Below are 25,384 nucleotides of genomic sequence, written 5' to 3' on the forward strand. Positions count from 1 at the left end.
CGCAATAGCCAAGTGGGGGCAGGGCGCCCGCAGCTACCCATTACGGATTTGCTTTTTTGCTGTATCGCCATTTGCTTACTCCTAAGAAACAAAGGGATGCGAAGTCGTGAAGGCTGCGAAAGGACCGGAGGTCGATGTCATACGGGTAGCTGCGGCAGCTCTGCCCCGTCGTGTTGCTTTTTGTCGGGGGCAGTCTTTTCTTGAAAATAACTGTCGACTGCTTTTTTGGAATTTCATGCAGTGAAATTTTCGTTGGAAAGTGAAGTTATACCTTGCGGTCTATCGGGCGTTCCCGTACTTATCGCGTAACCTATAACATGACTTTTTCGCTCTCACAGCACCTGCAATCAGATGACTGAAAAAAAAGAATTCGCAAGGAAACTGGAGAAGTTTGTGACCGAGCTACGAGATCACGTCAGCAGTGACGATGGTCAGTGGACGGTCAAAGGATTTGTTGATATCTTCAAAAACGTTTACACCATCTCGTCAGACACAAAGATCGTTTCGAAGATTCTTGAGATACACCTCTTTCCGAAAATTCTGGCGTTTGCTCAGGCCAACGGGTACAAAGTTGTTCTCGCTGAGCATCAGAATTACTACCCGGACATTTCGTTCGTAAAGGCAAGCGATCAGTCGGTAAGGTTTGCTGTTGATTTCAAGACCACATACAGAAACCCGAAGAAGCCACATCTATGCAACGGCTTTACACTGGGTTCGCATGGTGAATATTTCGAGAATAGAGCCAGCACCAAGAACATCCAGTTTCCCTACGGGAGCTACTCAGGCCATTTCTGTCTTGGCATCATCTATGACAGAGCGGAAGCGGCGGAAATCGATGAAACAAGAGTCCATGGGTTGGATGATTTGCATTCAATTTTTTCCGTGGCAAGAAACTTCCATTTCTTTGTCACTGAGAAGTGGAGGATCGCCAGCGATAGAGGTGGAAGTGGCAATACAGCCAACATCGGCAGCATAAACAACATAGCCGACATTATCGCAGGCAGAGGGATGTTCTCGAAGCTCGGGGAGGAGTGGTTTGACGAATACTGGATGAACTACAAGAAAATTACTGTTTGCGACGGAAAAGGTGGGACCAAGAAAATATCGACTCTTCGAGAGTTCGTCGAATACAAAAAAGGCGATGTCTTGTTGGTGGTAGATAAAAGGAGCGGCAACGAATGACGATAAAAATTGGCGTGCCGCCGATCAAGTCTCAGGGCATAAAGACCAAGCTTGTTCCATGGATACAAAGCGTAGTTCCAAGTGATTTTGACGGCACATGGATTGAACCTTTTATGGGTACTGGTGTTGTTGCTTTCAATGTGGCGCCACGGCGTGCCCTCTTGTGTGACTCTAATCCGCACCTTGTTAATTTTTATGCCAGCATAGCGTCAGGCAACATAACGCCTGAAGTGGTCAAGGAGTTTCTTACCCGCGAAGGGGAAGTGCTGTTGTCAAAAGGTGAAGATCACTACTACTTCGTCAGGGATAGATTTAACGCAGAGCATTCCCCGCTCGATTTTTTGTTCGTCAATCGCGCAGGATTCAATGGAATGATCCGGTTCAATAAGAAGGGTGGGTTCAATATTCCGTTTTGTAGAAAGCCCCAACGGTTTGCACAGGCTTATGTGACTAAAATTGTCAATCAGGTTGCTTGGGTCAGTAAGATCATCAAGGCAAAGGAGTTTACTTTTAGATGCCAAGACTTCAATAAGACGATACAAGACGCTTCGTCGAAAGACCTAATTTACTGCGACCCGCCATACATTGATCGGCATGTTGATTATTATAACGGGTGGGATGATAGTCAGGAACGAGAGCTTTTTAGGCAGCTCTCGGGTTTTGCTGGGAAATTCATTTTGTCGACTTGGCATCACAATGATTACCGAGAAAATGAATATGTGAAATCCTTATGGTCAGAGCATCGCGTTCTTACGCGTGAGCATTTCTATCATGTCGGCGGCAAAGAGGAAAATAGAAATCCAGTTGTTGAAGCGTTAGTAACCAACTTTACGGAAAACCCTATTCGCCGCCGCGAAGAGCGCCAAGTTCAATACATCCTGCTTGAGCCGCCAGCGGAATATAGCGCGGCATAACATGATGTTTCACTGGGCGCTGCATGATATAGCCGCGTGGCACCTGTGATCTTTACGTCAATGGGTGGTTTTCTTGGCGTTTTTATGGCTGTTTAGGGTCGGCAGCTGCGGCAGTCCGCCCCTCACCCCTTCTTCTTCCACCCCGTCCTGCACGTCTCCTGCAGGTAGTTGAGCACCCTCGTCTCGTCATCGCCATCCAGCTGCTGGCTGGCCTCGGGCCCGAGGTCTTCATCCCACAGGCGGCGGATGTCGGACTGGTATTCGAAGGGGACGACGTTGTCGATGAAGCGGGTGATGGCGGGCTGGTTGAAGCCGGTGTCCCGGAAGTTGTCCCAGATGGCGAGGGCGTCTTTCTTGCGCAGGCTGCGGGTGGGTTCGAGGCCGGTTGCGACCATCAGGAGCACGCCGCATTGCACGTCGGGGTGTTCGCCCTGGGTGCCCATGATGCTGTGCCATTCGGCGGCGCGGGCTTTGTCGTGGTGGGTGATTTCGCCGATGGAGTGGCTGTCGAAGAAGAACAGGCCGGAGAAGCGGTCCTGGTTGCGGTAGATCTCGGTGGCGGGGTGTTCGCGTAGCAGGGGCAGTACTTCGGCGGTGAAGCGGGTGCATTCCTTTTCGATGAGGCGGCGGAGGGCGGGCGGGGCGTCTTCGAGCCAGCCATCCAGCACGCCAAAGGTGGCGCCGCGTTTTTTGGTGGCGGCTTCGGCGAGCTTGAGGAAGCGATCCACGCTGAAGAAGCCGCCGGGTTTCTTTTCGGCAAACAGCACGAGCAGGGCGCTGTTGATGACGGATTCGGCGAAGACGTGCCATTCCTGGGCGTCGTCGCGGGCGACGCCAAACTTGCCGGCGAGCCAGTAGGCGGCGTCGATGAACTGCTGGTTGCGTTCGCGGGCGGCGTGTTCGGCCAGATAGCGGGCATAGGTGATGCCGGGCTCGATGGTGCTGCGGGCGAGGAAGTCCTTTTCGCTTTCGCGCAGGACTTCGGGGGTGCCGAGCAGGCGTTCGGTGGGCAGGGCGTGGAGCCGGCGCAGGCGGTCGGCGCCGGCTTTGGAGAGGGCGAGGAGGGTTTTGTCGCGCAGGAGCCGGGCGGCGGCGTCGAACTTGCCGCCGGATTCTGCCTCCAGCGCCAGTCCGACCAGGGTGACGAGGCGGCCGCGGGCGGCTTCGAGTTCGGGGCGCAGGTGGGCGGTGCTGAAGAAGCCGGCGAGCTGCACGATGCCTTTGGCGCCTTCGCGGCGGATGGCGTCGAGGCGGGCGGCGTCGATCAGCTTTTCCGTCAGGGCGTGGCACAGCACGCGCTCGAAGTAGGGGCGGCTGTCGACGGTCGTGAGGGCTTGGGCGATGGGCATGGGCGCGGGCGCACGGCCGGGGGGCCGTGCGGGGGTGAGGGGCTTAGATGGCGGATTCTTCGTCCTCGTCGTCGAGCTTGGGCACGCCGGGCTCGGTGTCGGCCACCGGCAGGCGGGCGGCTTCGCTGGCGCGGGCGATGCGGTCCTGGATCTCGATGACGAGCAGCTCGAAGGTGTCGGAGAATTCGTGGCGCAGCAGCCAGGCGGTCTCCATCCAGTCGCCGTCGGCGACTTCGGTGCGGGATACGCGGGCCTTGACCATCTCGATGGCGTCGCCGATCTCGAGGCCCTGGTCGAGTTCGTCGATGCGCTCGGAGTCGAAGCCGATGGCGGACTTGGGCGTGAAGGCGCGCTCCAGATCCACCTCGACCTCGAACACGCCGTGGTAGGCGAGGGCGAGGAGCGAGTCGTAGTGGTCGGTGAAGTAGTCGGCCAGCAGGCGCACGCCTTCGTCGTGTTCGGCGAGGCAGTCGAGCACTTCGGCGCAGCTGCCGCTGCTGCGGTGCATCACCGCGTTCATGGTGTTGCGCAGGCGCGGGACGTACTTTTCGAGGGGCTCGCCGTACTGGCGCTCAAGCAGGATGGCGGCCACGAACTGCTCGGGGCTGACCACCATGTTGACGATGGATTCCTTGCTGGCGTCGTACTCGCGCATCACGGCGAGGACATCCTTGGGGGCCATCTCGTCGAGCACTTCGACGAGGGCGTGGTCGCCTTCCTGTTCGGCGATGACGGCGAGGGCGGATTCGGCTTCGGCGATCTCGCCGGCCTGGATGAGGGCGTGGGTCTGTTTGATGACCAGGGCGTTCATGCGGGGCGTTCCTTGGCGTGCTTATCGTTCGACGGCGTCGAAGCCTTGTTCGGACATCCACGCGTCGCCGGCTTCGGAGAGATCTTCGGCGTCGTCGTCTTCGTCGTGGCCCCGGGCGGATTCGGGGGCGGCGCGCACCGCGAGGCCGCTGCCGAGCATGTGTTCGAGCACGGCGACGGTGACGAGGAAGCTGTCGCCGCCATCCTGCTTGAGGCATTGGGCGACCAGGGGCTTGGCCCAGTCGGCGATCTCGAGGGTGCGGGCGAGTTCGCTCCAGCTGGGGAAGTCGTCGTCGCCGGGTTCGCTGTGGGCGGCGCCATAGACGAGGGTCTGGCTCGTGAAGCGGAAGGCGCCGTGGAAGGCGGGGGCGACCATCTCGGGGGCGGTGTCGATCATCGACAGCAGGAAGGGGAATTCCTTGTGCTTGTCGCGCAGGCGGCGGGCGAGCACGTCGCGGCCTTCGGAGTCGGATCGCAGGTCGTCGATTTCGTGGGCGTAGCGCTCGAAAATGTCTTCGAAGTAGAACGAGGTCAAGCAATCACCTTTTCAATGTAGGCGTTCCAGAGGAAGGTGGCTTCCTGCTGGGGGTCGTCGATGAGGTTGCGCTGGCGCAGCAGGTCGTAGTCGCGCCGCTTTGCCGGATCGGCCAGCAGCTCGTAGGCGCTCTGGATGTCGCGGAAGCGGGCCGCGGCGTTGGGGTCGGGGTTGCGGTCGGGGTGGTACAGGCGCGCCGCCTTGCGGTAGGCCGTCTTGATGGCTTCGTCGGGGGCGGTGGGGGCTACGCCGAGGACTTCGTAGGGGTCGCGCATGGGTGTCTTTCCCGTGGTCGGGCTGGATCAGCCTGCAATGCCCAGGCGCTGGCAGATGGCCAGCGTGGCGGCGGACTGGTTCATGCTGTAGAAGTGCAGCCCCGGCGCGCCGGCGGCGAGGAGCTTCTCGCACAGCTCGCTCACCACGTCCAGCCCGAAGGCCTTGATGCTGTCGCTGTCGTCGCCGAAGGCTTCGAACTTGCGGCGCATCCAGCGGGGGATTTCGGCGCCGCAGGCATCCGAGAAGCGGGCGAGCTTCGAGAACGACACGATGGGCATGATGCCCGGCACGATGGGCACATCGACGCCCAGCGCGGCACATTCGTCGCGGAAGTGCAGGTAGGCATCCACGTTGTAGAAGTACTGGGTGATGGCCGAATCGGCGCCGGCCTCGACCTTGCGCTTGAAGGCGAGGAGGTCGTCCTGCGGGGTGCGGGCCTGGGGGTGGTATTCGGGGTAGGCGGCGACTTCGATGTGGAAGTGGTCGCCGGTTTCGGCACGGATGAACTCGACCAGCTCGTTGGCGTAGCGGAGTTCGCCGGCAAAGCCCACGCCGGAGGGCAGATCGCCCCGCAGGGCCACGATGCGGCGGATGCCGGCGGCCCGGTAGCGCTGCAGGATCTCGCGGATGTGCTCGCGGGTGGAGCCGATGCACGACAGGTGCGGCGCGGCCTGGTGGCCTTCGCTCTGGATCTCGAAGACGGCTTCGAAGGTGCGATCCTGGGTGGTGCCGCCCGCGCCAAAGGTGACCGAGAAGAACTCGGGCTTGAGCACGGCGAGCTTCTGGCGCACCGCGCGCAGCTTGTCGGCGCCTTCGGCCGTTTGCGGGGGGAAGAATTCGATGCTTAAGTGCTGTGAGGAGTGAGGAGTGAGGCGTGAGTCGGTCATGACTGCTCCGTACGGGGGCGGCGCTTGGGCCGCCAATAATGGGGTAGATGCTGCGTCAGCGCTCAGGCCTGCGCCACAAACGGGTTGAGGACGGTGACGCCATCGTATTGCTGCCCATGGGAGAGGTCCTCGCTGATGACGGTGTGGGCGCCGAGGCGCGCTGCAGCACAGAGGATTGCCGCATCCCAGTGGCTGAGGTTGTAACGGTTGCGCAGGCTGAGGGCCGCGAGCACCAGTTCGCGGTCGACTGCCTGTACAGGACGGCTGGCGGCGAGGCTTTCGACGAAAGCCTGGGGCGCCGTGGGCAGCAGGCCATGGCGGGGCTGGCGAGCGTTGGCGTAGAACTCCATCAACACCTGAGTGGACAGGCCCCAGTCGGTGCGGGCCACCCAGCTTCGGGCAATGGGCCGCTTGGCGGCGTGGTCGCTGGCCAGCGAGGTTGCGTAGATCAGGATGTTGGTGTCGAGGAAGTAGGGCGAACTCATGGTTTGTACTGCGCCTGCTCTTCCTGCAACTGGTAGTCGAACTCTCGCGAGAGCGCGCGGTCATGGGCCTGGCTTCGGGTGAGGAGCGGCGCCTGACCCCACTGGCTGCCGGTGACGATTGAATCAAGCTGATCGAGGAGGTCGTCGGACGCAACCGCTTTGGGCTCCACGGGGCCATGGCTGGCAGCCATGGCGGGCGGGAGGGGCGGATGCGTTTTGGCGGAATCCTCGTTGCGTGCGACGGCTTCGACGATCGCCATCAGCTCCCCCTGAAGCGAACGGTGATGGGCTGCGGCGAGTGCACGAAGCTGCTCGGCCAGTTTGTCCGGAACATTCTTGATGGTGAGCGTGACAGGCATGGCTTAATCCACAATGGAATCATTATGGTTCCATTGTGGATTCTCGGTGGGCTTGAATCAAGTTTAGTAACGATAGTGCTCGGCCTTGTACGGGCCTTGCTTGGGCACGCCGATGTAGGCGGCCTGCTCGTCGGTCAGCTCGGTGAGCTGGGCGTTGAGCTTCTTGAGCTGCAGGCGCGCAACCTTCTCGTCCAGGTGCTTGGGCAGGGTGTAGACGCCCACCGGGTAGTCGGCGGTGCGGGTGAAAAGCTCGATCTGCGCGATGGTCTGGTTGGCGAAGGAGCTGGACATCACGTAGGACGGATGGCCGGTGCCGCAGCCCAGATTAACCAGGCGGCCCTTGGCGAGCAGGATGATGCGCTTGCCGTCGGGGAAGATGACGTGATCCACCTGGGGCTTGATCTCTTCCCACTGGTACTGCTCGATGGAGGCGACGTCGATCTCGTTGTCGAAGTGGCCGATGTTGCAGACGATGGCCTGATCCTTCATGGCGGCCATGTGGTCGTGGGTGATGACGTGGAAGTTGCCGGTGGTGGTGACGAAGATGTCGGCCAGGCTGGCGGCGTATTCCATGGTGACCACGCGGTAGCCTTCCATCGCGGCCTGCAGGGCGCAGATCGGGTCGATCTCGGTGACCCACACCTGGGCCGACAGGGCGCGCAGGGCCTGGGCGGAGCCCTTGCCCACGTCGCCGTAGCCGCACACCACGGCGACCTTGCCGGCGATCATCACGTCGGTGGCGCGCTTGATGCCATCGACCAGCGATTCGCGGCAGCCGTAGAGGTTGTCGAACTTGGACTTGGTGACCGAGTCGTTGACGTTGATCGCCGGGAACTTGAGGTCGCCGCGCTGGTGCATCTGGTACAGGCGATGCACGCCGGTGGTGGTCTCTTCGGTGACGCCCTTGATCTGGGCGAGGCGGGTGGAGTACCAGGTCGGGTCGGTGGCGAGCTTGGCGCGGATGGCGGCGAAGAGGATGGTTTCTTCTTCGGACGAGGGCTTGGCGATGACGGAGATGTCCTTCTCGGCCTTGGCGCCCAGGTGCAGCAGCAGGGTCGCGTCGCCGCCGTCGTCGAGGATCATGTTGGAGTAGCCGCCGTCGGCCCACTCGAAGATGCGGTGGGTGTAGTCCCAGTAATCCACCAGGGTCTCGCCCTTCACGGCGAACACCGGGATGCCCTGGGCGGCGATGGCGGCGGCGGCGTGATCCTGGGTGCTGAAGATGTTGCACGAGGCCCAGCGCACTTCGGCGCCGAGCGCGGTGAGCGTCTCGATCAGCACGGCGGTCTGGATGGTCATGTGCAGCGAGCCGGTGATGCGCGCGCCCTTGAGGGGCTGGGCGGCGGCGAATTCGTCGCGGATCGCCATCAGGCCCGGCATCTCGGTTTCGGCGATCTTGATCTCCTTGCGGCCCCAGTCGGCCAGGGAGAGGTCGGCGACGATGTAATCGGTGAACTTTTCAGCCACAGTGTTCATGAGGTTTCCTCGAACGTGTGGCCGGGAAGGGACTACGGGTGGCTTTACGAGGGGCTCACCACGTCTCCCCGTGCCCGGCACGGGTTGCAGACAAAGCATGGACGGGTGAGCGCGGTTGCTGGTGCGTCGGGCAAGCCCGGCGGCACTGACATCGAGCCTGGGACGGCGGGCATTGCACCCGGCGGTCTTGCAGCGCTCCTCGAAGAGTCGCCGATTATATCGGTTTTTGTGGCGGTTTTTTAAGGGCTTTCAAGGGCTTTCGGGCGCTTCGCCCAGGGCCTCGAGGATGGCGGCGACCATGTCGTTCCAGCGCTCGGAGCGCCAGCAGTCCCGGTAGCGGCGGAACTGGCGCTGGGTGGACTTGAGCGGGAAGTCGTCGTCGCCGACGAGGCGCACCAGCTCCCGGGCGTAGTCGACGGCCTCGCGCTTGCGGGCTTCGGCGTCCCACTGGCCCTTGGCGGCGAAGAATGGCCCGAGGGTGAGCAGCTCAAGCAGGGTGCCGATGGCCCACAGGTGGTTCTGGGACTTGCAGCAGCTGGGCGCGGCGTACTCCCAGCGGGTGATCTGCTCGGCGGCCTGCCACCAGGCGGCGAGCTTCCGGAGTTCCGCCGAAGGGGCTTTGGCGTCGCGCTCGCGCACCGCGGCGAGGGAGAGGTACTGGGTGGCGACCCAGTGGTTGGTGGTGCTCTTGCGCAGGGCCCGCTGGTAGTAGTCCATGGCGGCGTCGTAGGCGGCGTCGATGGTGCGGCGGTCGGCCGGGGCGAGGGTTTCCAGGTTCAGGGCGATGCGCTTTTCGGTGGCGCCGCCCATGCCCAGGCGCTCGCTGGCGAGGAGGGGGTCGGGGCTGCTCTTTGACTCGTTGAGCCAGTCGGCGATCACGCTGCGGATGGCGCGGTGGCGTTCGGCCATCTCGGCTTCGAGCGCTTCGCGGTTGGCGCCGTCGGGGTGCAGGCGGAGGTTGTCGAGGCGGTCGAGCTGGATGTCGACCCGGCGTTTGGTCTGGCGGTAGCGGAACTTGCGCACCTGCGCGGCGAAATCCCACGGCGCCGCGGCGTAGGCGACGATGCTGGCCCAGTCGTGGGTGCCCGGGGCGTTGGCGCGCAGGCGCTGGCGCAGGTCGAACAGCACCCGGCGGGGGTCGAGGCCGGCGAGGATGCCGCCGTAGAGGATCTCGGTGGCCAGCGTGGAGGCGCGCATCCACAGCGGGAACTGGGAGGCGACGACCCACGGGATGCCGGCCATGTGCAGGGCGTGGGCGATGCTGCCGCCGGGGGCGAGTACCGAGTCGATGTTGCCGGAGTCGCAGGTGGCCAGCGAGACGAAGGTGGGCACCGAGCGGGTGCTGCCGTCGTTGCCGCGGGCGGTGAGGGCGATGGCGAGGCGGGTGCCGTCCACCACGTCGGCGCCGGACGGGTCGAGGGCGCCGGCCAGGGCCACGCCGAAGCGGCTCTCGCCGGCGTCGTGGTATTCGGCGCCGTGGGCGAGGATGTGGATGTGGGTGTAGTCGGCCGCGGCGCAGGCGCGGCGGATGTCTTCGAGGGTGGCTTCGGGCAGCACGGTGAGGTTGGCCTTGACCTTCTCGAGGCGGGCGTCCCGTGCGCCGGGGTCGACGATGTCCACCCACGGTTCGATGGCCCGGCGCAGGGCGTTGAGGTGGTCCTGGGCGGGCACGGGGGCGTAGCCCGGCGGGGTGGCGAAGGCGAACAGGATGCGCGGGGGGCGGTCCCACTCCACCTTGAGCGGGGTGCTGCGGCGCACTTCGCGGGTGACGGTGATCGGGGAGCAGGGCTGCAGGAAGAGCGAGGCGCCGGAGCCGGGGAAGGCGTTCGGGGCGATGGCCATCTCGAAGGGCACCATGCCCAGCTCGGACGGGGACAGCACCAGCCGCAGGTGCACCAGATCGCTGCCCATGCCGCTGATCGCCGAGAGCAGCGACGGCACCTTGCCGATCACTTCGCCGACGGCCTCGCCCATGCTGCGCACTTCGGCCTGACGCTGCACGTCCTGGGCCGGGTCGAGCCCGCTCTCGTAGCGCAGGCGCTTGAGGCGGACCAGCAGCTCGCGGTGCTCGAAGGGCAGGTGCACGGTCACCGAGCCGTCGTCGCCGCACACCGCGACGTAGGGCGTGAGGGGCGAGAGCAGCTGGTTGTGGGCGGGGCCGGGGCGCAGGAATTCGAGCTTGACGCTGCGGATGTCGCTCATGGTTCAGGCCTTGGGGTCGATGGCTTCGAAGCTGACGGCGTCGGCGTCGCCGCGCACGACGAGGAGTTCGCCGACCGGCTGGCCGGCGGCGGCGGAGATGCGCACGGCGGTGGTGCGGTCGAGGATGAGCTGGCCGTCGTCGAGGGTGGTCATGTGGCCGTCGTCCAGCGCAGCGTACACCGGCTTGAAGGCTTTGGCGTTGGCCAGCATGTCGGCGGTGAACTGCATCAGGCGGATCCAGGTGCCCGAGTTGAAGTAGGCGCGCCCGCCGCCCAGGTCGATGGCCCGCGCCAGGTGGGTGTGGCCGGCGACGATGAAGCGAAAGCCGGTGCCCACGGAGTCGATGATCTGGCGGTCGTCGTCGTTCTTGCCGAAGTGCCAGTCGAAGCTGCGGTCGTCCTTCAGCCAGTCGAGCAGGGCTTTGCGCAGGGCCTCTTCCTTCGAGACCTTGGTGATCCAGCCGAACAGGCGGTCGATGAGGTACTGGCCGGTGCCGAGGGTTTCTTCAGGCTGGCTGGTGGTGCCGGGCGCGGCGCCCAGGGCGTCTTCGGCGTTGAGCAGCATGGCGTCGGCGCCGGTGGCCGGCGGGGGCGCGGCGTGGCGCAGGGCGCGCAGGTTGGGGCCGAGGAGCTGGTCGAGCCGCTCGCTGTCGGTGGGCGCCTTGGCGGCGGCCTGCTCGTTCAGGCGGCGGTCGCGTTCGCGGGTGTCGAGTGCGGCGGGCACGATGGTGGCCACGTCGGGCAGCTTGCGGATGCGGCCGGGGTCGAGGGCCAGCAGGGTGCCGAAGGCGGCGGATTTCTCGGGCTTGAGCAGGTCGATCCAGGCGTAGCGGCGCTTGACCTCGTTCATCACCTCCTTGACCAGCCGGGTGCCGGCGTTGGGGTGCCAGTCGTCGAGGGGCTGGCCCAGCTCCACCCGGCGGCCGAGGCGGGCCAGATCCTCGTAGCTGTTGAAGTTCCAGGTGTCGGTTTCGTTGCCGTGGGTGCAGAAGACCCGCGCCCCGCCCACCGTGCAGGGGTAGCCGCCGCCGGTGGTGGAGAACTCGAGCTGCGCGCGGGCCGCGGGCTTGCTGCCCACGAGGCGGGCGGCGAGCATCCGCTGGACGGCCGGCAGGGCGAGTTCGATGTCGTGGTTGCCGATGACCAGGACCAGTTGGCGGTTGTCGGTCTGGACGAAGGCGGCGAGGGCGTCCCACACCGGCTTGAAGGCGGCGCGCTCGACGATGGCGCCCACCACGTCCACGGCGTCCAGCATCGCCACGCAACCCTTCACGCGGGTTTCGGCGAGGGTGTCGATGATGTCGCCGTTGAGCACCAGGGCGACCCGTCGGGCCGCGGGCAGGTCGGCGAGGTGGCGGACGAAGCGGGCGAGCCGCCCGGTTTGTTTGAGGATCTGGAAGCCGGGCTCGCCGCCCATGTGCAGATCGGAGATGACGTAGAGTTCGTCGAAGGCGGGCAGGTGGTCGGGCATGATCGGGACGGCTCCTGAGGCCGGCCCTGCCGCGGGGCGATGGCCCCTCAGGCGGGCGCGGACGTTGTCATGCTTTCCAGCATAGCCCGGGGTAGCCCGGTGCGCCAGCCGGGGTCAGGGCGCCTGGGCTGCGTCCAGCACCTTGCCGAAGACTTCGGCGTCCTGGAAGCCGACGACCCGCAGCGCGGTGCGCTCGGTGCCGGCGGCGTCGAAGAAGACGATGCCCGGCGGGCCGAAGAGCTTGAAGCGCTTGAGGAGGGCCTTGTCGTCGTCGTTGTTGGCGGTGACGTCCGCCTGCAGGAGCTGGAAGCCGGCGAGGCGGCGGGCGACGGCGGGGTCGGCGAAGGTGAAGCGCTCCATCTCCTTGCACGAGATGCACCAGTCGGCGTAGAAGTCGAGCATCGCCGGGCGGTTGGCGGATTTGAGCGCAGCGTCGAGTTCGGCCACCGAGCGGATGCGCTGGAACCTGGTTTCGGCCACCGGGGCGGCCGCGGCCTGGGCGCGCAGCACGGCCAGCGGCTGAAGCGGGTCGCGGGAGCCGGCCAGGGCGCCGACGAACATCGCCGCGCCGGCCAGCAGGGCGATTACGCCCCAGCCCTTCCAGAAGCGCTGCCAGCCGCTGGCGTGGGGCGGCAGGGGATCGAGGGCGTGGAGGTAGATCGCCGAGACGACCAGGAGCGCCGCCCACGCCAGCATGGCGGCGATGCCCGGCAGCACCGGCGAGACCAGCCACACCGCCACCGCCAGCAGCATGACGCCGAAGGCGCGCTTGACGCCTTCCATCCACGGGCCCGTTTTGGGCAGGGCGCTGCGGGCGAGCACGCCGACGAGGATGAGCGGTGCGCCCATGCCCAGGGCCATCGTGAACAGGGCGAGGCCGCCGAGGGTGGCGTCGCCGGTCTTGGCGATGTAGAGCAGGGCGCCGGCGAGCGGCGCGGCCACGCAGGGGCCGACGATCAGCGCGGAGAGCGCGCCCATGGCGATCACGCCGCCGGGCGAGCCGCCCTTCTGGTGGCTGGCGGTGTCGGAGAGGCGGCTTTGCAGCGCGGTGGGCATCTGCAGCTCGTAGAAGCCGAACATCGACAGGGCCAGCACCACGAAGACCAGCGCGAAGCCGCCCAGCACCCAGGGGTTCTGCAGCGCCGCCGACAGCAGCGTGCCGGACAGCCCGGCGGCCACGCCGGCCGCGGCGTAGGTGACGGCCATGCCCAGCACGTAGAGCGCCGACAGGCCGAAGGCGCGGCTCTTGGTGATGGCGTGGCCGTGGCCGACGATGATGCCCGAGAGGATCGGGATCATCGGGAAGACGCAGGGGGTGAAGGCCAGCAGCAGGCCGAAGCCGAAGAAGCTGGCGAGGGTGGCGAGGGTGCCGCCGCCGGCCAGCAGGCGGGCGATGCGGCCGGATTCGTCGTGGTCGTCGGGGGCTGCGGCCGGGGCGGGGCTGGCGGCGGGGGCGTCGCCCTTGCCGAGCGCCCGGGCGAGCAGGCTCTCGCCGGGGCCGCCGCTGGAGAGGGCCACGGTGAGGGTGTGGGTCTGGGGTGGGTAGCAGATGCCGATGTCGGCGCAGCCCTGGCTGACGAGGGTGAGCGGGAAGGGCGGCTTGCCGGCGGTGACGGGCAGGGTGAAGACGAGTTCCTTGCGGTAGATCTCGACCTCGCCGAAGGCGTCGTCCTTCTTGGGCTTGCCGGGCGGGAGCGCGGGTTCGCCGAAGCCGACGCCGTCGGCCTCGAACTTGAAGCGGTGGCGGTAGAGGTAGTAGCCGTCGGCGATCTGGAAGCGGATCTCGACGGTGTGCTCGTCAAGCGCGCGGGCGGTGGCGCGGAAGGCCTGTTCGACGGGCAGCGGCTCGCCAGCGGCGTGCCCGCCGAAGGCGGCGAGCAGGAAGGCGGCGAGGGCGAGGAGGTGGCGGATGAGACGGATCATGGCCGGCAAGTGTGGCGGCGGGGTGGCGACCCCGCCAGCGGATGGATCAAGAAATCAGGGGTGCGGCTCGGCGGTTTCGGTGTCGACCCACGCCAGGTAGGCGGGCAGGCCTTCGTGCAGAGGGACCGCGATGATCTCGGGAAGTTCGTAGGGGTGGAGTTCGGTGAGGGCGGCCTGGAGCGCCGGGTAGCGGGCGAGGGTGGTCTTGATGAGCAGCGGCACCTCGGCGGCGGATTCGATGGCATCGTTCCAGCGATAGACCGAGGTGCACGCCGGCAGGATGTTCACGCAGGCGGCGAGGCGTTGCTCGACCAGCTGGCGGGCGATCTGCCTTGCGCTGTCGGCGTCGGGCAGGTTGGTGAGGACGAGGAGGGTTTCGGCAGGTGCGGTCATGGTCGTCGTCGTCAGTTGAGCAGGCGGCGCCGGGTGAGCGCCAGGGCCAGCCAGAAGGCCAGCGCCGCGATGAGGGCCAGTACGGCCAGGTGAAAGCCGATCTGCTGGGGCATCTGGCCCAGCAGCAGTGGGCGCACCAGCGCCACGGCGTGGGCCAGGGGCAGCTGGTTGGCCACCCCGAGCACCGCGTCGGGCAGCTGGCTCTGGGGGAAGAATACGCCCGAGAGCATGGTCATCGGGGTGATGAACAGGGTGAAGTAGTACATGAAGAAGTCGTAGCTTGGCGCCAGGGCGGTCATGATGAGGCCGAGGGCGGCGAAGCACAGCCCGGTGAGGAAGACCACCGGGATCGCCGCCAGCGCCAGCGGCGAGGCGGCAAAACCGAAGGCGGCGATCACCGCCAGGATGGCGGTGCCGGCCAGCGTTGCCTTGCTGGCGGCCCACACCAGTTCGGCGGCGACGATGTCGTCCAGCGCCACCGGGGCGTTCATGATGGCTTCCCAGGTCTTCTGCACGTGCATCCGCGAGAAGCCGGAGTACAGGGCCTCGAAGGTGGCGGCGTTCATGGTGGAGTAGCACAGGGTGCCGCCGGCCAGGAAGGCGATGTAGGAGACGCCTTCGACCTCCGGCACCAGCATCCCGAGCCCGTAGCCCAGGCCCAGCATGTAGATCACCGGGTCGGCCAGGTTGCCGACGATGGACGGCAGGGCGAGTTTCTTCCAGACCAGAAAGTTGCGGCGCCACACGGCCAGGAGGCGGGATGACAGCCGGGGCGGGGCGAAGTGGTTCGGCATGGCAGGGTCTTCAGCGAGCGGAGCGAGCGTGGGAGCGCGCCAGCCTCCCGCCGGGCCGCCCCAAGGGAGGCTGCAGCCCCCTCGGGGGGCAGCGAACGAAGTGAGCGTGGGGGTCGTTCATTAATCGCGCAGTTCGCGTCCGGTGAGCTTGAGGAACACGTCTTCCAGGTTGGCCGGGCGGTGCAGGGTGCGCAGGCCCGGCTGGTGGGCCAGGTGGGCGAGCAGCGGCGCGGCGTCGTCGGTGTAGCAGAAGGCGGTCTCGCCGCTGATTTCGCAGCGTTTGCAAAGGCCGGCGGCGTGCGCGGCGGCCCAGGCGGCGGCGCCGGTGCCGTTCCATTCGCCGAAGACTTCGACGACCTGGGGCTCGATGTGTTCGGCGATCACCTCGCGGGGGCTGCCCTGGGTGAGGATGCGCCCGCCGTCGAGGATGGCCAGCCGGTTGGCGAGGCGTTCGGCCTCGTCCATGAAGTGGGTGGTGAGGAGGATGGTGGTGCCTTCGGCGGTGAGCCGGCGCAGGCGCTCCCAGATGAGGTGGCGGGCCTGGGGGTCGAGGCCGGTGGTGGGCTCGTCGAGGATCAGCAGATCGGGCTTGTTCACCAGCGCCCGGGCCAGGGTGAGGCGGCGCTTCATGCCGCCGGAGAGCGACTGGATGCGCGCGTGCTCCTTGCCCTCGAGGCCGGCGAAGGCGAGCAGCTCGGGAATGCGCGGGCGGATGTCGCGCTCGGGGACGCCGAAGTAGCCGGCGAAGATGAGCAGGTTCTCGGCGCAGGTGAAGTCGGGGTCGAGGCTGTCGAGCTGGGGCACCACGCCCACCCGGGCGCGGGCTTCGCGGGCGCGCTCGGGCACGGGCTCGCCGCACAGGCGGATGCTGCCGCCGCTGGCCCCGGTGAGGCCCAGGGCGCAGCGCAGGGTGGTCGTCTTGCCGGCGCCGTTGGGGCCGAGCAGGGCGAAGCATTCGCCGGGGACGAGGTGCAGGTCGATGCCGCGCACCACCTCCCGGGCGTCGGCGCCGCTGCCGAAGCGCTTGACGAGGCCGTCGATCTGCAGTGGCATCAGGCGGGCGGCGGGGTGGTGGCGGCGAAGGAGGGCCGGGCGAGGAGATCCGCGGCCCAGGCGGCCAGGGCCGGGTGGGTGCTGCGCCAGTGCAGCTGGCCGAAGCGGAAATCCAGGTAGCCCAGCATGCAGCCCACCGCGATGTCGGCGATGTTGATGGCGGCGTTGCCGAAGCCTTTGCGCTGCACCAGGCGTTCCTCCAGGGTGGCGAGGCCCCGGTGGATCTTGGCGAGCTGGCGTTCGATGCCCACGGTGTCCTGCTGCTCGGGCGGGCGGCGGCCCTCGAAGAACGCGGCGATGGCCGCATCGCAGATGCCGTCGGCGAGGGCTTCGGTCTGGCGCACCGGCAGGCTGGCCACCCGTTCGGCGGGCAGCAGCGGCACGCCGCCGAGGGTTTCGAGGTACAGCGCGATCACCGGCGAGTCGTACCACACCTCGCCGTCGTCGGCCACCAGCGCCGGCACCTTGCCCAGCGGGTTGTAGGACGGCACCGAGGTTTCGGGCAGCCAGGGGATGTCCACCTCGAGGGTGAAGGGCAGGCCCTTTTCGGCCAGGGCGACGCGGATCTTGCGCGCGTAGGGGCTGGTGAGCGATGCGACGAGTTTCATCGGTTGGACCTCGGCGTGGCGGCCTGCGGGGCAGGCCGGGGTTGACGGGCGCGGCGGATCAGAGGGGTGTCCAGGCGCGTTCGACGATCTTGCGGATGACGTGGAGCTTGCCGTGGAAGAAGTGGTCGGCGCCCGGCACCACCACCACCGGCAGCTCCTGGGGGGCGGCCCAGGCCATCACGTTGGCGAGCGCCACGGTCTCGTCGGCCTCGCCGTGGATGACCAGGGTGTCGTCGGGCACCGGCTCGGTGGTGTAGCTGCGGGCGCCGGTGACGGTGCCGGCGGCGGTGCCCACCAGCACGATGCGGCCGGCCGGGGTGACGCCTTCGGCCAGCCGGGCGGCGACGCGGGTCTGCACGTAGGCGCCGAAGGAGAAGCCGCCCAGCGCCAGGGGCAGGCCGCCCCAGCGGCTCTGGGCCCAGCTGATGACGGCCAGCATGTCTTCGGTCTCGGCGCCGCCGTGGTCGTGGGCGCCGACGCTCTTGCCCACGCCGCGGAAGTTGGGGCGCAGCGCGGCGTAGCCCAGGTCGCGGAAGATCCGCGCCAGGGTGTGGGCCACCTTGTTGGTGTTGCTGCCGTGGAACAGGGGGTGCGGATGGCACACCAGCGCAATGCCGCGCACCTGGGCCGGCGTGTCGATGATGAGTTCGATCGGGCCGTCGGGGCCGTTGATGAGGGCGGTTTCGGTGGTGGCCATGGTGTTCAGATCTTCAGGCGTTCGACGATGCGGCCGTGCTGCAGGTGCTCTTCGACGATCTCGTCGATGTCGGCCTTGTCGACGAAGGTGTACCAGGTTTCCTCTGGGTAGACCACGAGCAGCGGGCCTTCGTCGCAGCGGCCCAGGCAGCCGGCCTTGTTGGCGCGGACCTGGCCCTTGCCGTTGAGGCCCAGCGCGCCGATGCGATCCTTGGCGTAGGCGTGCAGTTCGACGGCGCCGTGGGCTGCGCAGCAGGTTTCGCCTTCGGGGCGCTGGTTGCAGCAGAAGAAAACGTGGTGCTTGAAATAACTCATCGGGCGACTCCGCAAGGGTGTTCTGGAAAGTGACGCGATTATCTGTCAATCGTTCCGCCCGCGGCGGATTTCAGCGCCCGGGAAAGGTGTCGCGCGGCGCGCTGGCGCCCAGCAGGCCCAGGTAGGCGAAGGTGACGAAGGGCCACAGGCTGGCGGTGAGCTGGGTGAGCCCGTGGAAGTTGAGGAAGTTGCCCTGGCGGATCAGGGTCACGTCGGTGGGCAGGAAGGGGTTCTCCGGCGCCAGATTGACCAGCGCGGTGCCCACCAGCAGGGCCATGCCGGCCAGCATGGTGTGGCTGCGGGCGGGCAGCAGCAGGCAGGCCGTGAGCAGCACGGTGCCGGCGGCCAGGCCGATCTGCCCGCCCGGGGTGGCCCAGTGGAGCGGGTCGCCCGGCGAGAAGAAGGCCGACGAGGCGAGGGTCTTCACCCCCAGCCCGAGCAGCACCAGCAGCACCAGCGGCCACGGCGAGAAGCGGCGCATCACGCAGCGGGCGGTGAGCCCCACCGCCACCAGCTGGCTGGCGGCGATGGCCGCCTCGACCTTCATGAAGCGGGTAGGGTTGAATTGCAGCGGGGTGGGCAGATCGAACAGCCGGCGCAGATCGCCGGTGGCGAACAGCAGGCTCTCGGGGGTGAGCAGGGTGAGCAGCCACAGGCCCAGCACCACCAGCCCGAACTCGCCCACGTGACCGGGCACGATGCGTCGCTGGCGCCAGCGGGTGAGGCCGCTGCGGGGGTCGAACAGTACGCCGCTCCAGCGCCCGCCGGCCAGCGCGCCGAGGATGCCGCCCAGGGTGTTGCAGCCCACGTCCACATTGGACGGCACCCGGCTGGGCAGGAAGTTCTGCAGGGTTTCGACCGACAGGCTGAGGGCGAGGGTGGCCAGGATCGCCACCGCCACGGCGGCGCCCCGGGTCAGCCGCGAGGGCAGCGCGGCCACCAGCGCGAAGCTGAAGGGCACGATGCCCAGCACGTTCACCGCGAGATCGGTGAGGGTGTAGTAGCGCGGCCAGGGCTGGCGGAGGAAGTCGAAGACCGGCAGGCCGGTGTCGCGCCAGCCGGCGAAGGGGTGCAGGCAGGCGTAGACGATCAGCACGCCGATCACGGCGGCGAACCAGGCGGCGAGGGGCGAGCTTCGGCGAGGGGCGTTGGGCATGGGGCCGGGGATTGGGCGGAGTGCTGCAATTCTAGCGGGTCGCTGGCGGGCGTGCCGGTGGGGGGGCGCCCGAGGCTTGCCTGGGCGGTCATCCGCTTTGCCCGCGCGTCACCCTTCCGCGCGCTGCCCTGGCGAGTCGTTCGCGTGCTGCGGGCCTGTGCCAGCTCGCCGCAGGTCTGCCGTCCGATCGGCAGGCTTGGCCGCATGTTCGTCGAGTCGCCCCGCGTCTGTCACCGCGGTTTTGCGAAATCTGACCTGCCGACTGGGGGCGGGGGGCAAATTTTTGGTTCGTGCGGCCCGGCGAGACGACCCATTCCGGGCATGAAGGCGCTCCAAGCCCGGCCCGATCCGCCAACCCGGTTCGTGCCGCTGAACGCGGCAGATTACCCGGTCAAGCCGGCGGCGACGATGCTCGCCGGCCGCCCGCGGTGCCGTGCCGACGGCTGGGCGGGCTCAGTGCCCGCGGGCGAAGAGCTGGGCGGCGCCGGGCAGCCGGAGGGCGGCGAGGCGGGCCATCACCCCGTCCCAATCCACGGCGTCGAGGGTGTTCTTGACCAGCAGGCCGAGGTCGGTCTCGCCCTCCATCAGCAGGCGGCGGCTGAAGAACAGGGTGTCCGGGTCTTCCTCGCGGAGCGCCAGGGCTAGGTAGTCGCGGGCCTTGGCCGAGATGGTGAGATCCGGTTCGCGCCCGTCGAAGAGGGGGCTGAAGCCCCGCGGGCCGAAGGTGAAGCGCAGGGCCATGCCGGCGTCGGTCACCTTGAGCTGCAGGCGCTTGCCGGTGAGGGGCTCCAGGGTGTCGCGGGGGAGCAGGCGGTCGAGGGCCAGATTGAGGCCGGCGACGAGCGCCAGGGTGGGGGGCAGCTGCGGCAGCCGGGCGCCCACGCGGGCGAAGGGGCCGGGCAGGGTGAAGGCGGGGAGTTTCATCGGCGGGCTCCGGGGGTCACGGCGTGACGAACTGTTCGACGCCCGGTCGCCCGTGCCAGAAGCCGTTGCAGGGCGCGTCGGGCAGCAGCGGCAGGGCGTCGGTGAGGGCGTCCATGGGCGGAATGAGGCCGTCCACGGTGCGGCGGAAGAGTTCGACGATCCTGGGCGTGTGCTCGCCCTGGGGGCTGATGCGCAGGATGTCGATGCCGTCGGCGACCACCGCGGGCAGGTCGGCCAGCAGGGTGTGGACGTGGGCCGACTGGGTCTGGATGCCGTTGAGGGTGAGGAAGGGGGCGCCCTCGCGGGTCTTGAGGGGGATGCCGTCGGCGAACTGCAGGCAGCGGAACTCGCAGGTGTCCTTCTGCAGGTTGAAGTGGCGGGCGGTGAAGCAGCGCGCGGAGTAGGCCAGGGGCAGGCGGCCGTGGGCGAAGAGTTCGGTCTCGATCTCGCGGCCCAGGCCGCGACGCAGGTCGGCGATCTGCTGGCGGGACATCTCGGGCGGGGCCACCCAGCGGGTGGCGCCCAGGTCGGCGAACATGCCGAGGGTGACCGGGTTGAAGATGTTGAGCGTGGGCCCGGCGATCCAGCCGGTGGCCGGGGCGTCGCCGCCGGTGAGCAGCTCGACCGCGCCCATGTCGTTGGCCTCGACCCGGAAGCTGCCGTTGGCGACGACCTTGCGCAGGGTTTTTACGTCGGATTCGGATTCGACCAGCACCTGGCTCGACAGCACGACGTCCTTGCCGGCGGCGGCGAGGGTTTCGGCGATCTCCAGCCAGTCGGGCAGGCGCAGCTCGTGGCGGCGGGAGCACACGGTTTCGCCCAGGTAGACGATATCCACCGGCGCGTCGGCCATGTCGGCGTAGAAGGCCAGGGTGGACTGGCGGGGCCAGTAGTAGAGCAGGGGGCCGAGGGCGAGTTTCATCGGTGATCGGGCTTTCGGAGGGGGCGGGCGCGGCTCATTTCCAGGGGCGGTAGTAGGCGCCCAGGGTGTGGCTCTGGCCTTCGGAGTTCTTGTTGAGGGCGGTCATCCAGGCGGGCTCGACGCGGAAGGGCTGCGGGTCGTCCAGCAGGCGGTCGATGGCGGCGCGCCACACTTCGGTGACCTGGGCCACGTAGGCCGGGCTGCGCTGGCGGCCTTCGATCTTGATGGCGCGCACGCCGATGCGGGCAAGCTCGGGCAGCAACTCGAGGGTGTTGAGGCTGGTGGGCTCCTCGATGGCGTAGTAGGTCTCGCCATTCACGTCGAAGCGGCCCTTGCACAGGGTGGGGTAGCCGGCCCGCTCGTCGTCGGCGAAGCGGTCGATGAGGATGCCGCCCAGGCGCGTCTCCATGCCCTTGGGGGTCTGCTCCCAGCGCACGTGCTTGCCCGGCGAGCAGGCGCCCTGGCAGTTGGGGGATTCGCCGGTGGCGTAGGCCGACAGGGCGCAGCGCCCCTCCACCATCACGCACAGCCCGCCAAACCCGAAGACCTCGATTTCGACCGGCGTGTTGGCGATCACCTGCTCCACCTGGGCCAGCGACAGCACCCGCGGCAGCACCGCCCGGGCGATGCCGAAGTGGCGGTGGTAGAAGTTGATCGCGTCGTAGCTGGTGGCCGAACCTTGCACCGACAGGTGCAGGCGCAGAGCGGGGTGCACCCGCCGGGCGTAGGCCATCAGGCCCGGGTCGGCGAGGATCACGGCGTCCATGCCGAAGGCGGCGGCCCGATCCACCGCGGTGGTCCAGCGCTGCCAGTTGTCGGTCTGGGGGTAGGTGTTGAGGGCCAGCAGCACCTTGCGGCCGCGGTCGTGGGCGTAGCGCACGCCCTCGCCCAGGGCCTTGTCGTCAAAGTTGAGGCCGCTGAAGTTGCGGGCGTTGGTGGCGTCCTTGAAGCCCAGGTAGACGCAGTCGGCGCCGTGATCCACGGCGGTCTTGAGGGCGGGCAGGCTGCCGGCGGGGCAGACCAGTTCGATTTGGCGCGCTGAGGTCATGGGTGTGGACGGCAGGAATGACGCGGCGGGACTATAGGCGCCCGTCGGGCCGTCTACCTTGACGGGCGTCAACGGGGGTGGCCGCCTTGCGCCCGGGTGTGTCGCCCGGTGCCGCGGAGCACCCTCCGCGGTTTCCCTCATTCGGCTCCCGGGCCCCTATAATTCGCGGATTCGCCAACGTTTTTTCCGTTTCCGCGCATGCTTTTCTGGTTCGTCATCGCCTACTGGCTGATCTCGGTGGCCATCGGCCTCGCCGCCGCCACGCGGGTCCACAACACCCGCGACTTCGCCGTCGCCGGCCGTCATCTGCCTTTCTACATGGTCACCGCCACGGTGTTCGCCACCTGGTTCGGTTCCGAGGCCGTGCTGGGGGTGCCGGCCACCTTCCTCAACGAGGGGCTGCGCGGGGTGGTGGCCGACCCCTTCGGCTCGTCGATGTGCCTGATCCTGGTGGGGCTGTTCTTCGCGGCGCCGCTCTACCGCATGAACCTGCTCACCATCGGCGACTTCTACAAGAAGCGCTACGGGCGCGGCGTGGAGGTGCTCACCACCGTCGCCATCGTGATCTCCTACCTGGGCTGGGTGGGGGCGCAGATCTCGGCGCTGGGGCTGGTGTTCAACGTGGTGTCGGACGGCGCCATCAGCAAGACGATGGGCATGTGGATCGGCTCGGGCACCATCCTGATCTACACCCTGTTCGGCGGCATGTGGGCGGTGGCGGTCACCGACTTCCTGCAGATGATCATCATCGTGATCGGCATGCTGTGGATCGGCGGCGAGGTGAGCGGCATGGCCGGCGGCGTGGGCGCGGTGGTGAGTCACGCGATGGAGGCGGGCAGGTTTGCGATGCTGCCGCCCCCCGACGCCAAGGAGATCCTCGCCTTCACCGCCGCGGCCATCACCATGATGCTGGGCTCCATCCCCCAGCAGGATGTCTTCCAGCGGGTGCAGTCGGCCAGGTCCGAGCGGATCGCGGTGTGGGGGTCGGTGCTTGGGGGCAGCCTTTATCTGCTGTTCGCCTTCGTGCCGATGTTCCTGGCCTACTCCGCCACCCTGATCGACCCGCAGATGGTGGCCCGCCTCATCGACACCGACTCCCAGATGATCCTGCCCGAGCTGGTGCTGTCCCGCGCGCCCCTGTTCGCCCAGGTGATGTTCTTCGGGGCCCTGCTCTCCGCCATCAAGAGCTGCGCGTCGGCCACCCTGCTGGCGCCGTCGGTCACCTTCACCGAGAACATCCTCCGGCCCGCGCTGCCTCACCTCACCGACAAGAAGCTGCTGTTCTGGATGCGCGTGGTGACGCTGGTGTTCACCGTGCTGGTCACCTTTTACGCCATGTTCTCCAAGGCCAGCATCTTCAAGATGGTTGAGAACGCGTATCAGGTCACTCTGGTGGCGGCCTTCGTCCCGTTGCTGTGCGGGCTGTTCTGGCGGCGCGCCACCAACCAGGGCGCGCTGGTCTCCATCGTCTGCGGCATAGCGGTGTGGCTGGGCGTGCATCTGGCGGGGGGCGACGACCCCTTCGTGCCGGCCCAGCTGGCGGGCCTCGTGGCCAGCGTCGTCGGGATGATTGCCGGCTCGCTGGTCAGGCAGTGGGTGCCCCACGACCCCGATGTGCATGATCGCCTGCGCCACAGCCACCACGCCGCCGCCCCCCACGGCGTGGCCCACGAGGGCATCGGCGCGGTGCATCGGCATTGATGGGACGTGGGGGAGTGGGAAGTTGGAAGTGGGAAATGGGTGGAAGCTGCTGAACCCCTTTCCCGTTTTCCGATCTGTCACTGACGTGCCCGCAGCGGCTCCGCCGATTCAGCCATCACCCACACCCACTCCCCGTTACCTCCTTCCCATTACCCACCTGTCCATCCCGCCATGACCGCCACCGCCCAAGCCCTGCCTGCCGAGATCCCGCTCTTTCCGCTGGGCGTGGTGCTGTTTCCCGATGGGGTGCTGCAGCTCAAGCTGTTCGAGGCCCGCTATCTCGACATGGCGGCCCGCTGCATGAAGGCCAACACGCCCTTCGGCGTGTGCCTGATCCGCGAGGGGGCCGAGGTGGGCGAGGCGGCGGTGCCCCACGCCATCGGCAGCATGGCGCGCATCGTCGATTGGGACATGTCCCAGCCGGGGCTGCTCTTCATCGCCACCCGCGGCGGGCCGCGCTTCCGCATCGTGGAGCGCACCATCCAGGCCGACCGGCTGCAGACCGCCCGCGTCGAATGGCTCCCCGAACCGGCGCCCCAGCCCGTGCCCCCGGCGCTGGCCGACATGCTGCCGCTGCTGCGGGCCATCGTTGCCGACGCCGGCAGCTCGGTGTTCCCGCCGCCCCACCGCTTCGACGACGCCACCTGGGTCGGCTACCGCCTGGCGGAGGTGCTGCCGATCCCGCCCGAAGCCCGCCTGCGTCTGCTGGAGCTGGACGACACGCTCTCGCGGCTCGAGATCCTTCACGCCTACCTCAAGCAGCACAAGCTGGTGGGGTGAGGCCGGGCCGTGCTCACGGATCTTGCGGTGCGGCCAGCCCCTCCAGCACCTTTCTGATCGGCGTCGGCAGCGCTGCGTCGGCCAGTGCATCCAGCGGCCACCAGTCGAGGCCGTCCGCGTCCCGCACCCCGTCGCCGGCTGTCACCTCCACCCGCTCCGGCGCCAGATGCAGCACGAAGTGGGTGAACACATGGCGCAGCCCCGGCAGCGGCGCGATCCGCGTCACCGTCAGGCCGAAGCGCCGGGCGACCCACGCTGCCGTGTCGGCGTCCTCGGGTAGCTCCGGCAGGCTCTGCAGGCCGCCCCAGATGCCGGCGGGGGGGCGGCGCTCCAGCAGCACCGTGCCGCCAGCGATGATCGCCGCGAAGCGGCCGTGGCGTTCGGGCACGGTCTTCTTCGGGCGGGGCGTGGGCAGCTCGGCTACCCGGCCATCCTTCAGCGCCACGCAGCCGTCGGCGAGGGGGCACTGCCCGCAGCGGGGCTTGCCGCGGGTGCACACGGTGGCGCCCAGGTCCATCTGGGCCTGGGTGTAGGTGCCCACGTCGCCTTCCGGCAGCAGGGCCTCGGCGAGATCCCACATGGCGTTTTCCACCGCCTTGGTGCCGGGAAAGCCGTCGATCCCGAACGCCCGGGCGAACACGCGCTTCACGTTGCCGTCGAGGATGGCCGCGCGGGTGCCGTAGCTGAAGGCGCCGATGGCGGCGGCGGTGCTGCGGCCGATGCCGGGCAGCTCGGCCAGCAGCGCCGGGTCGGCCGGGAAGGCGCCGCCGTGGCGGGCCATCACCGCCTGGGCGCACTTGTGCAGGTTGCGGGCGCGGGCGTAGTAGCCCAGGCCGCTCCAGCGGGCCAGCACGTCCTCCACCGGCGCGGCGGCGAGGCTTTCGAGGGTCGGGAAGCGTTCCAGGAAGCGCGTGTAATACGGGATCACCGTCTCCACCTGGGTCTGCTGGAGCATGATCTCCGATAGCCACACCCGGTAGGCGTCGCTCGTCTGCCAGGGCAGGTCGTGGCGGCCGTGGCGGCGCTGCCAGTCGATCAGGCGGCGGGCGAAGGGCGTGCCGGGAAAGGGCGCGATGCCCGCGGGCCAGGCTTTGTTCACCGCAGCATCCCCTCGACGCTCGCCGGG

General features: G+C 67.5%; 26 protein-coding genes and 1 riboswitch. Of the genes, 4 read left to right on the top strand and 22 right to left on the bottom strand.

Annotated features, from left to right (window positions below; translation table 11 throughout):
• The first annotated feature begins 351 nt into the window (after nucleotides 1–351).
• Both ACE3N6_RS07845 and ACE3N6_RS07850 read left to right on the top strand, forming a co-directional pair.
• Complete coding sequence (locus ACE3N6_RS07845) at nucleotides 352–1,182, top strand: EcoRV family type II restriction endonuclease (protein ID WP_374244625.1); 831 nt, start codon at nucleotides 352–354, stop codon at nucleotides 1,180–1,182.
• Nucleotides 1,179–2,096 (top strand): DNA adenine methylase, encoded by a 918-nt coding sequence (locus tag ACE3N6_RS07850; RefSeq protein WP_374244626.1) that lies wholly within the window; start codon nucleotides 1,179–1,181, stop codon nucleotides 2,094–2,096. The genes ACE3N6_RS07845 and ACE3N6_RS07850 overlap by 4 nt, the downstream gene beginning before the upstream one ends.
• A gap of 122 nt (nucleotides 2,097–2,218) precedes the next feature.
• Here the strand turns inward: ACE3N6_RS07850 and ACE3N6_RS07855 are convergent, their stop codons facing one another.
• The 21 genes from ACE3N6_RS07855 to ACE3N6_RS07955 all read right to left on the bottom strand — a co-directional run bounded on the left by ACE3N6_RS07855 (nucleotide 2,219) and on the right by ACE3N6_RS07955 (nucleotide 21,777).
• Nucleotides 2,219–3,445 (bottom strand): hypothetical protein, encoded by a 1,227-nt coding sequence (locus ACE3N6_RS07855; protein WP_374244627.1) that lies wholly within the window; start codon nucleotides 3,443–3,445, stop codon nucleotides 2,219–2,221.
• Nucleotides 3,446–3,488: 43 nt separating this feature from the next.
• A complete protein-coding gene (locus tag ACE3N6_RS07860; protein WP_374244628.1) occupies nucleotides 3,489–4,256 on the bottom strand; it encodes a hypothetical protein in 768 nt (255 codons plus the stop codon).
• Nucleotides 4,257–4,277: 21 nt separating this feature from the next.
• Nucleotides 4,278–4,790 (bottom strand): hypothetical protein, encoded by a 513-nt coding sequence (locus ACE3N6_RS07865; protein ID WP_374244629.1) that lies wholly within the window; start codon nucleotides 4,788–4,790, stop codon nucleotides 4,278–4,280.
• The gene (locus ACE3N6_RS07870; protein ID WP_374244630.1) at nucleotides 4,787–5,065 is read right to left on the bottom strand and encodes a DnaJ domain-containing protein; all 279 of its coding nucleotides are present in this window, start codon (nucleotides 5,063–5,065) and stop codon (nucleotides 4,787–4,789) included. Before ACE3N6_RS07870 ends, ACE3N6_RS07865 begins: the two co-directional genes overlap by 4 nt.
• A 27-nt stretch (nucleotides 5,066–5,092) precedes the next feature.
• The gene (gene metF, locus ACE3N6_RS07875) at nucleotides 5,093–5,953 is read right to left on the bottom strand and encodes a methylenetetrahydrofolate reductase [NAD(P)H] (RefSeq protein WP_374244631.1); all 861 of its coding nucleotides are present in this window, start codon (nucleotides 5,951–5,953) and stop codon (nucleotides 5,093–5,095) included.
• Between the two features lie 62 nt (nucleotides 5,954–6,015).
• Nucleotides 6,016–6,438 carry a PIN domain-containing protein gene (locus tag ACE3N6_RS07880; protein WP_374244632.1) on the bottom strand — a complete coding sequence of 141 codons (423 nt, stop codon included), beginning with the start codon at nucleotides 6,436–6,438 and terminating at the stop codon, nucleotides 6,016–6,018.
• On the bottom strand, nucleotides 6,435–6,797 hold the full coding sequence (locus tag ACE3N6_RS07885) for an Arc family DNA-binding protein (RefSeq protein ID WP_374244633.1): 363 nt from the start codon (nucleotides 6,795–6,797) through the stop codon (nucleotides 6,435–6,437). The genes ACE3N6_RS07880 and ACE3N6_RS07885 overlap by 4 nt, the downstream gene beginning before the upstream one ends.
• A 63-nt stretch (nucleotides 6,798–6,860) precedes the next feature.
• Complete coding sequence (ahcY, locus tag ACE3N6_RS07890; RefSeq protein ID WP_374244634.1) at nucleotides 6,861–8,273, bottom strand: adenosylhomocysteinase; 1,413 nt, start codon at nucleotides 8,271–8,273, stop codon at nucleotides 6,861–6,863.
• A 100-nt stretch (nucleotides 8,274–8,373) separates the two neighbouring features.
• Nucleotides 8,374–8,480, bottom strand: a riboswitch (S-adenosyl-L-homocysteine riboswitch).
• Nucleotides 8,481–8,522: 42 nt separating this feature from the next.
• Complete coding sequence (locus ACE3N6_RS07895; protein WP_374244635.1) at nucleotides 8,523–10,475, bottom strand: CHAT domain-containing protein; 1,953 nt, start codon at nucleotides 10,473–10,475, stop codon at nucleotides 8,523–8,525.
• A 3-nt stretch (nucleotides 10,476–10,478) separates the two neighbouring features.
• Entirely contained in the window at nucleotides 10,479–11,945 is a 1,467-nt protein-coding gene (locus tag ACE3N6_RS07900) for a metallophosphoesterase (protein ID WP_374244636.1), read from the bottom strand.
• A 114-nt stretch (nucleotides 11,946–12,059) separates the two neighbouring features.
• On the bottom strand, nucleotides 12,060–13,868 hold the full coding sequence (dsbD, locus tag ACE3N6_RS07905) for a protein-disulfide reductase DsbD (RefSeq protein ID WP_374244637.1): 1,809 nt from the start codon (nucleotides 13,866–13,868) through the stop codon (nucleotides 12,060–12,062).
• A gap of 54 nt (nucleotides 13,869–13,922) precedes the next feature.
• Nucleotides 13,923–14,261 (bottom strand): divalent-cation tolerance protein CutA, encoded by a 339-nt coding sequence (gene cutA / locus ACE3N6_RS07910; protein WP_374244638.1) that lies wholly within the window; start codon nucleotides 14,259–14,261, stop codon nucleotides 13,923–13,925.
• 11 nt (nucleotides 14,262–14,272) lie between these two features.
• Entirely contained in the window at nucleotides 14,273–15,055 is a 783-nt protein-coding gene (locus tag ACE3N6_RS07915; protein WP_374244639.1) for an ABC transporter permease, read from the bottom strand.
• Between the two features lie 120 nt (nucleotides 15,056–15,175).
• Nucleotides 15,176–16,108 (bottom strand): ATP-binding cassette domain-containing protein, encoded by a 933-nt coding sequence (locus ACE3N6_RS07920; protein ID WP_374244640.1) that lies wholly within the window; start codon nucleotides 16,106–16,108, stop codon nucleotides 15,176–15,178.
• Nucleotides 16,108–16,716 (bottom strand): glutathione S-transferase, encoded by a 609-nt coding sequence (locus ACE3N6_RS07925; protein ID WP_374244641.1) that lies wholly within the window; start codon nucleotides 16,714–16,716, stop codon nucleotides 16,108–16,110. Before ACE3N6_RS07925 ends, ACE3N6_RS07920 begins: the two co-directional genes overlap by 1 nt.
• 58 nt (nucleotides 16,717–16,774) lie before the next feature.
• Nucleotides 16,775–17,413 carry an alpha/beta hydrolase gene (locus ACE3N6_RS07930; RefSeq protein ID WP_374244642.1) on the bottom strand — a complete coding sequence of 213 codons (639 nt, stop codon included), beginning with the start codon at nucleotides 17,411–17,413 and terminating at the stop codon, nucleotides 16,775–16,777.
• Between the two features lie 5 nt (nucleotides 17,414–17,418).
• Nucleotides 17,419–17,727: a ferredoxin gene (locus ACE3N6_RS07935; RefSeq protein ID WP_374244643.1), complete on the bottom strand. Its 309-nt coding sequence runs from the start codon at nucleotides 17,725–17,727 to the stop codon at nucleotides 17,419–17,421.
• 70 nt (nucleotides 17,728–17,797) lie between these two features.
• The gene (locus tag ACE3N6_RS07940; RefSeq protein WP_374244644.1) at nucleotides 17,798–18,883 is read right to left on the bottom strand and encodes a VanZ family protein; all 1,086 of its coding nucleotides are present in this window, start codon (nucleotides 18,881–18,883) and stop codon (nucleotides 17,798–17,800) included.
• Nucleotides 18,884–19,336: 453 nt separating this feature from the next.
• Complete coding sequence (locus ACE3N6_RS07945) at nucleotides 19,337–19,807, bottom strand: SCP2 domain-containing protein (RefSeq protein ID WP_374244645.1); 471 nt, start codon at nucleotides 19,805–19,807, stop codon at nucleotides 19,337–19,339.
• A 16-nt stretch (nucleotides 19,808–19,823) separates the two neighbouring features.
• Nucleotides 19,824–20,729: a U32 family peptidase gene (locus ACE3N6_RS07950; protein ID WP_374244646.1), complete on the bottom strand. Its 906-nt coding sequence runs from the start codon at nucleotides 20,727–20,729 to the stop codon at nucleotides 19,824–19,826.
• A 34-nt stretch (nucleotides 20,730–20,763) separates the two neighbouring features.
• The gene (locus ACE3N6_RS07955) at nucleotides 20,764–21,777 is read right to left on the bottom strand and encodes a peptidase U32 family protein (RefSeq protein ID WP_374244647.1); all 1,014 of its coding nucleotides are present in this window, start codon (nucleotides 21,775–21,777) and stop codon (nucleotides 20,764–20,766) included.
• Nucleotides 21,778–21,975: 198 nt separating this feature from the next.
• Here ACE3N6_RS07955 and ACE3N6_RS07960 point away from each other — a divergent pair, with 198 nt between their 5' ends.
• Nucleotides 21,976–23,478, top strand: coding sequence for a sodium:solute symporter family protein (locus ACE3N6_RS07960; RefSeq protein ID WP_374244648.1), 1,503 nt, complete (start codon nucleotides 21,976–21,978; stop codon nucleotides 23,476–23,478).
• Between the two features lie 171 nt (nucleotides 23,479–23,649).
• Nucleotides 23,650–24,258, top strand: coding sequence for an LON peptidase substrate-binding domain-containing protein (locus ACE3N6_RS07965; protein ID WP_374244649.1), 609 nt, complete (start codon nucleotides 23,650–23,652; stop codon nucleotides 24,256–24,258).
• A 13-nt stretch (nucleotides 24,259–24,271) separates the two neighbouring features.
• Here the strand turns inward: ACE3N6_RS07965 and mutY are convergent, their stop codons facing one another.
• Nucleotides 24,272–25,357: an A/G-specific adenine glycosylase gene (mutY, locus tag ACE3N6_RS07970; RefSeq protein WP_374244650.1), complete on the bottom strand. Its 1,086-nt coding sequence runs from the start codon at nucleotides 25,355–25,357 to the stop codon at nucleotides 24,272–24,274.
• Nucleotides 25,358–25,384 lie beyond the last annotated feature (27 nt).

Source organism: Zoogloea sp. (assembly GCF_041904905.1).
Classification (GTDB): Bacteria; Pseudomonadota; Gammaproteobacteria; order Burkholderiales; family Rhodocyclaceae; genus Zoogloea.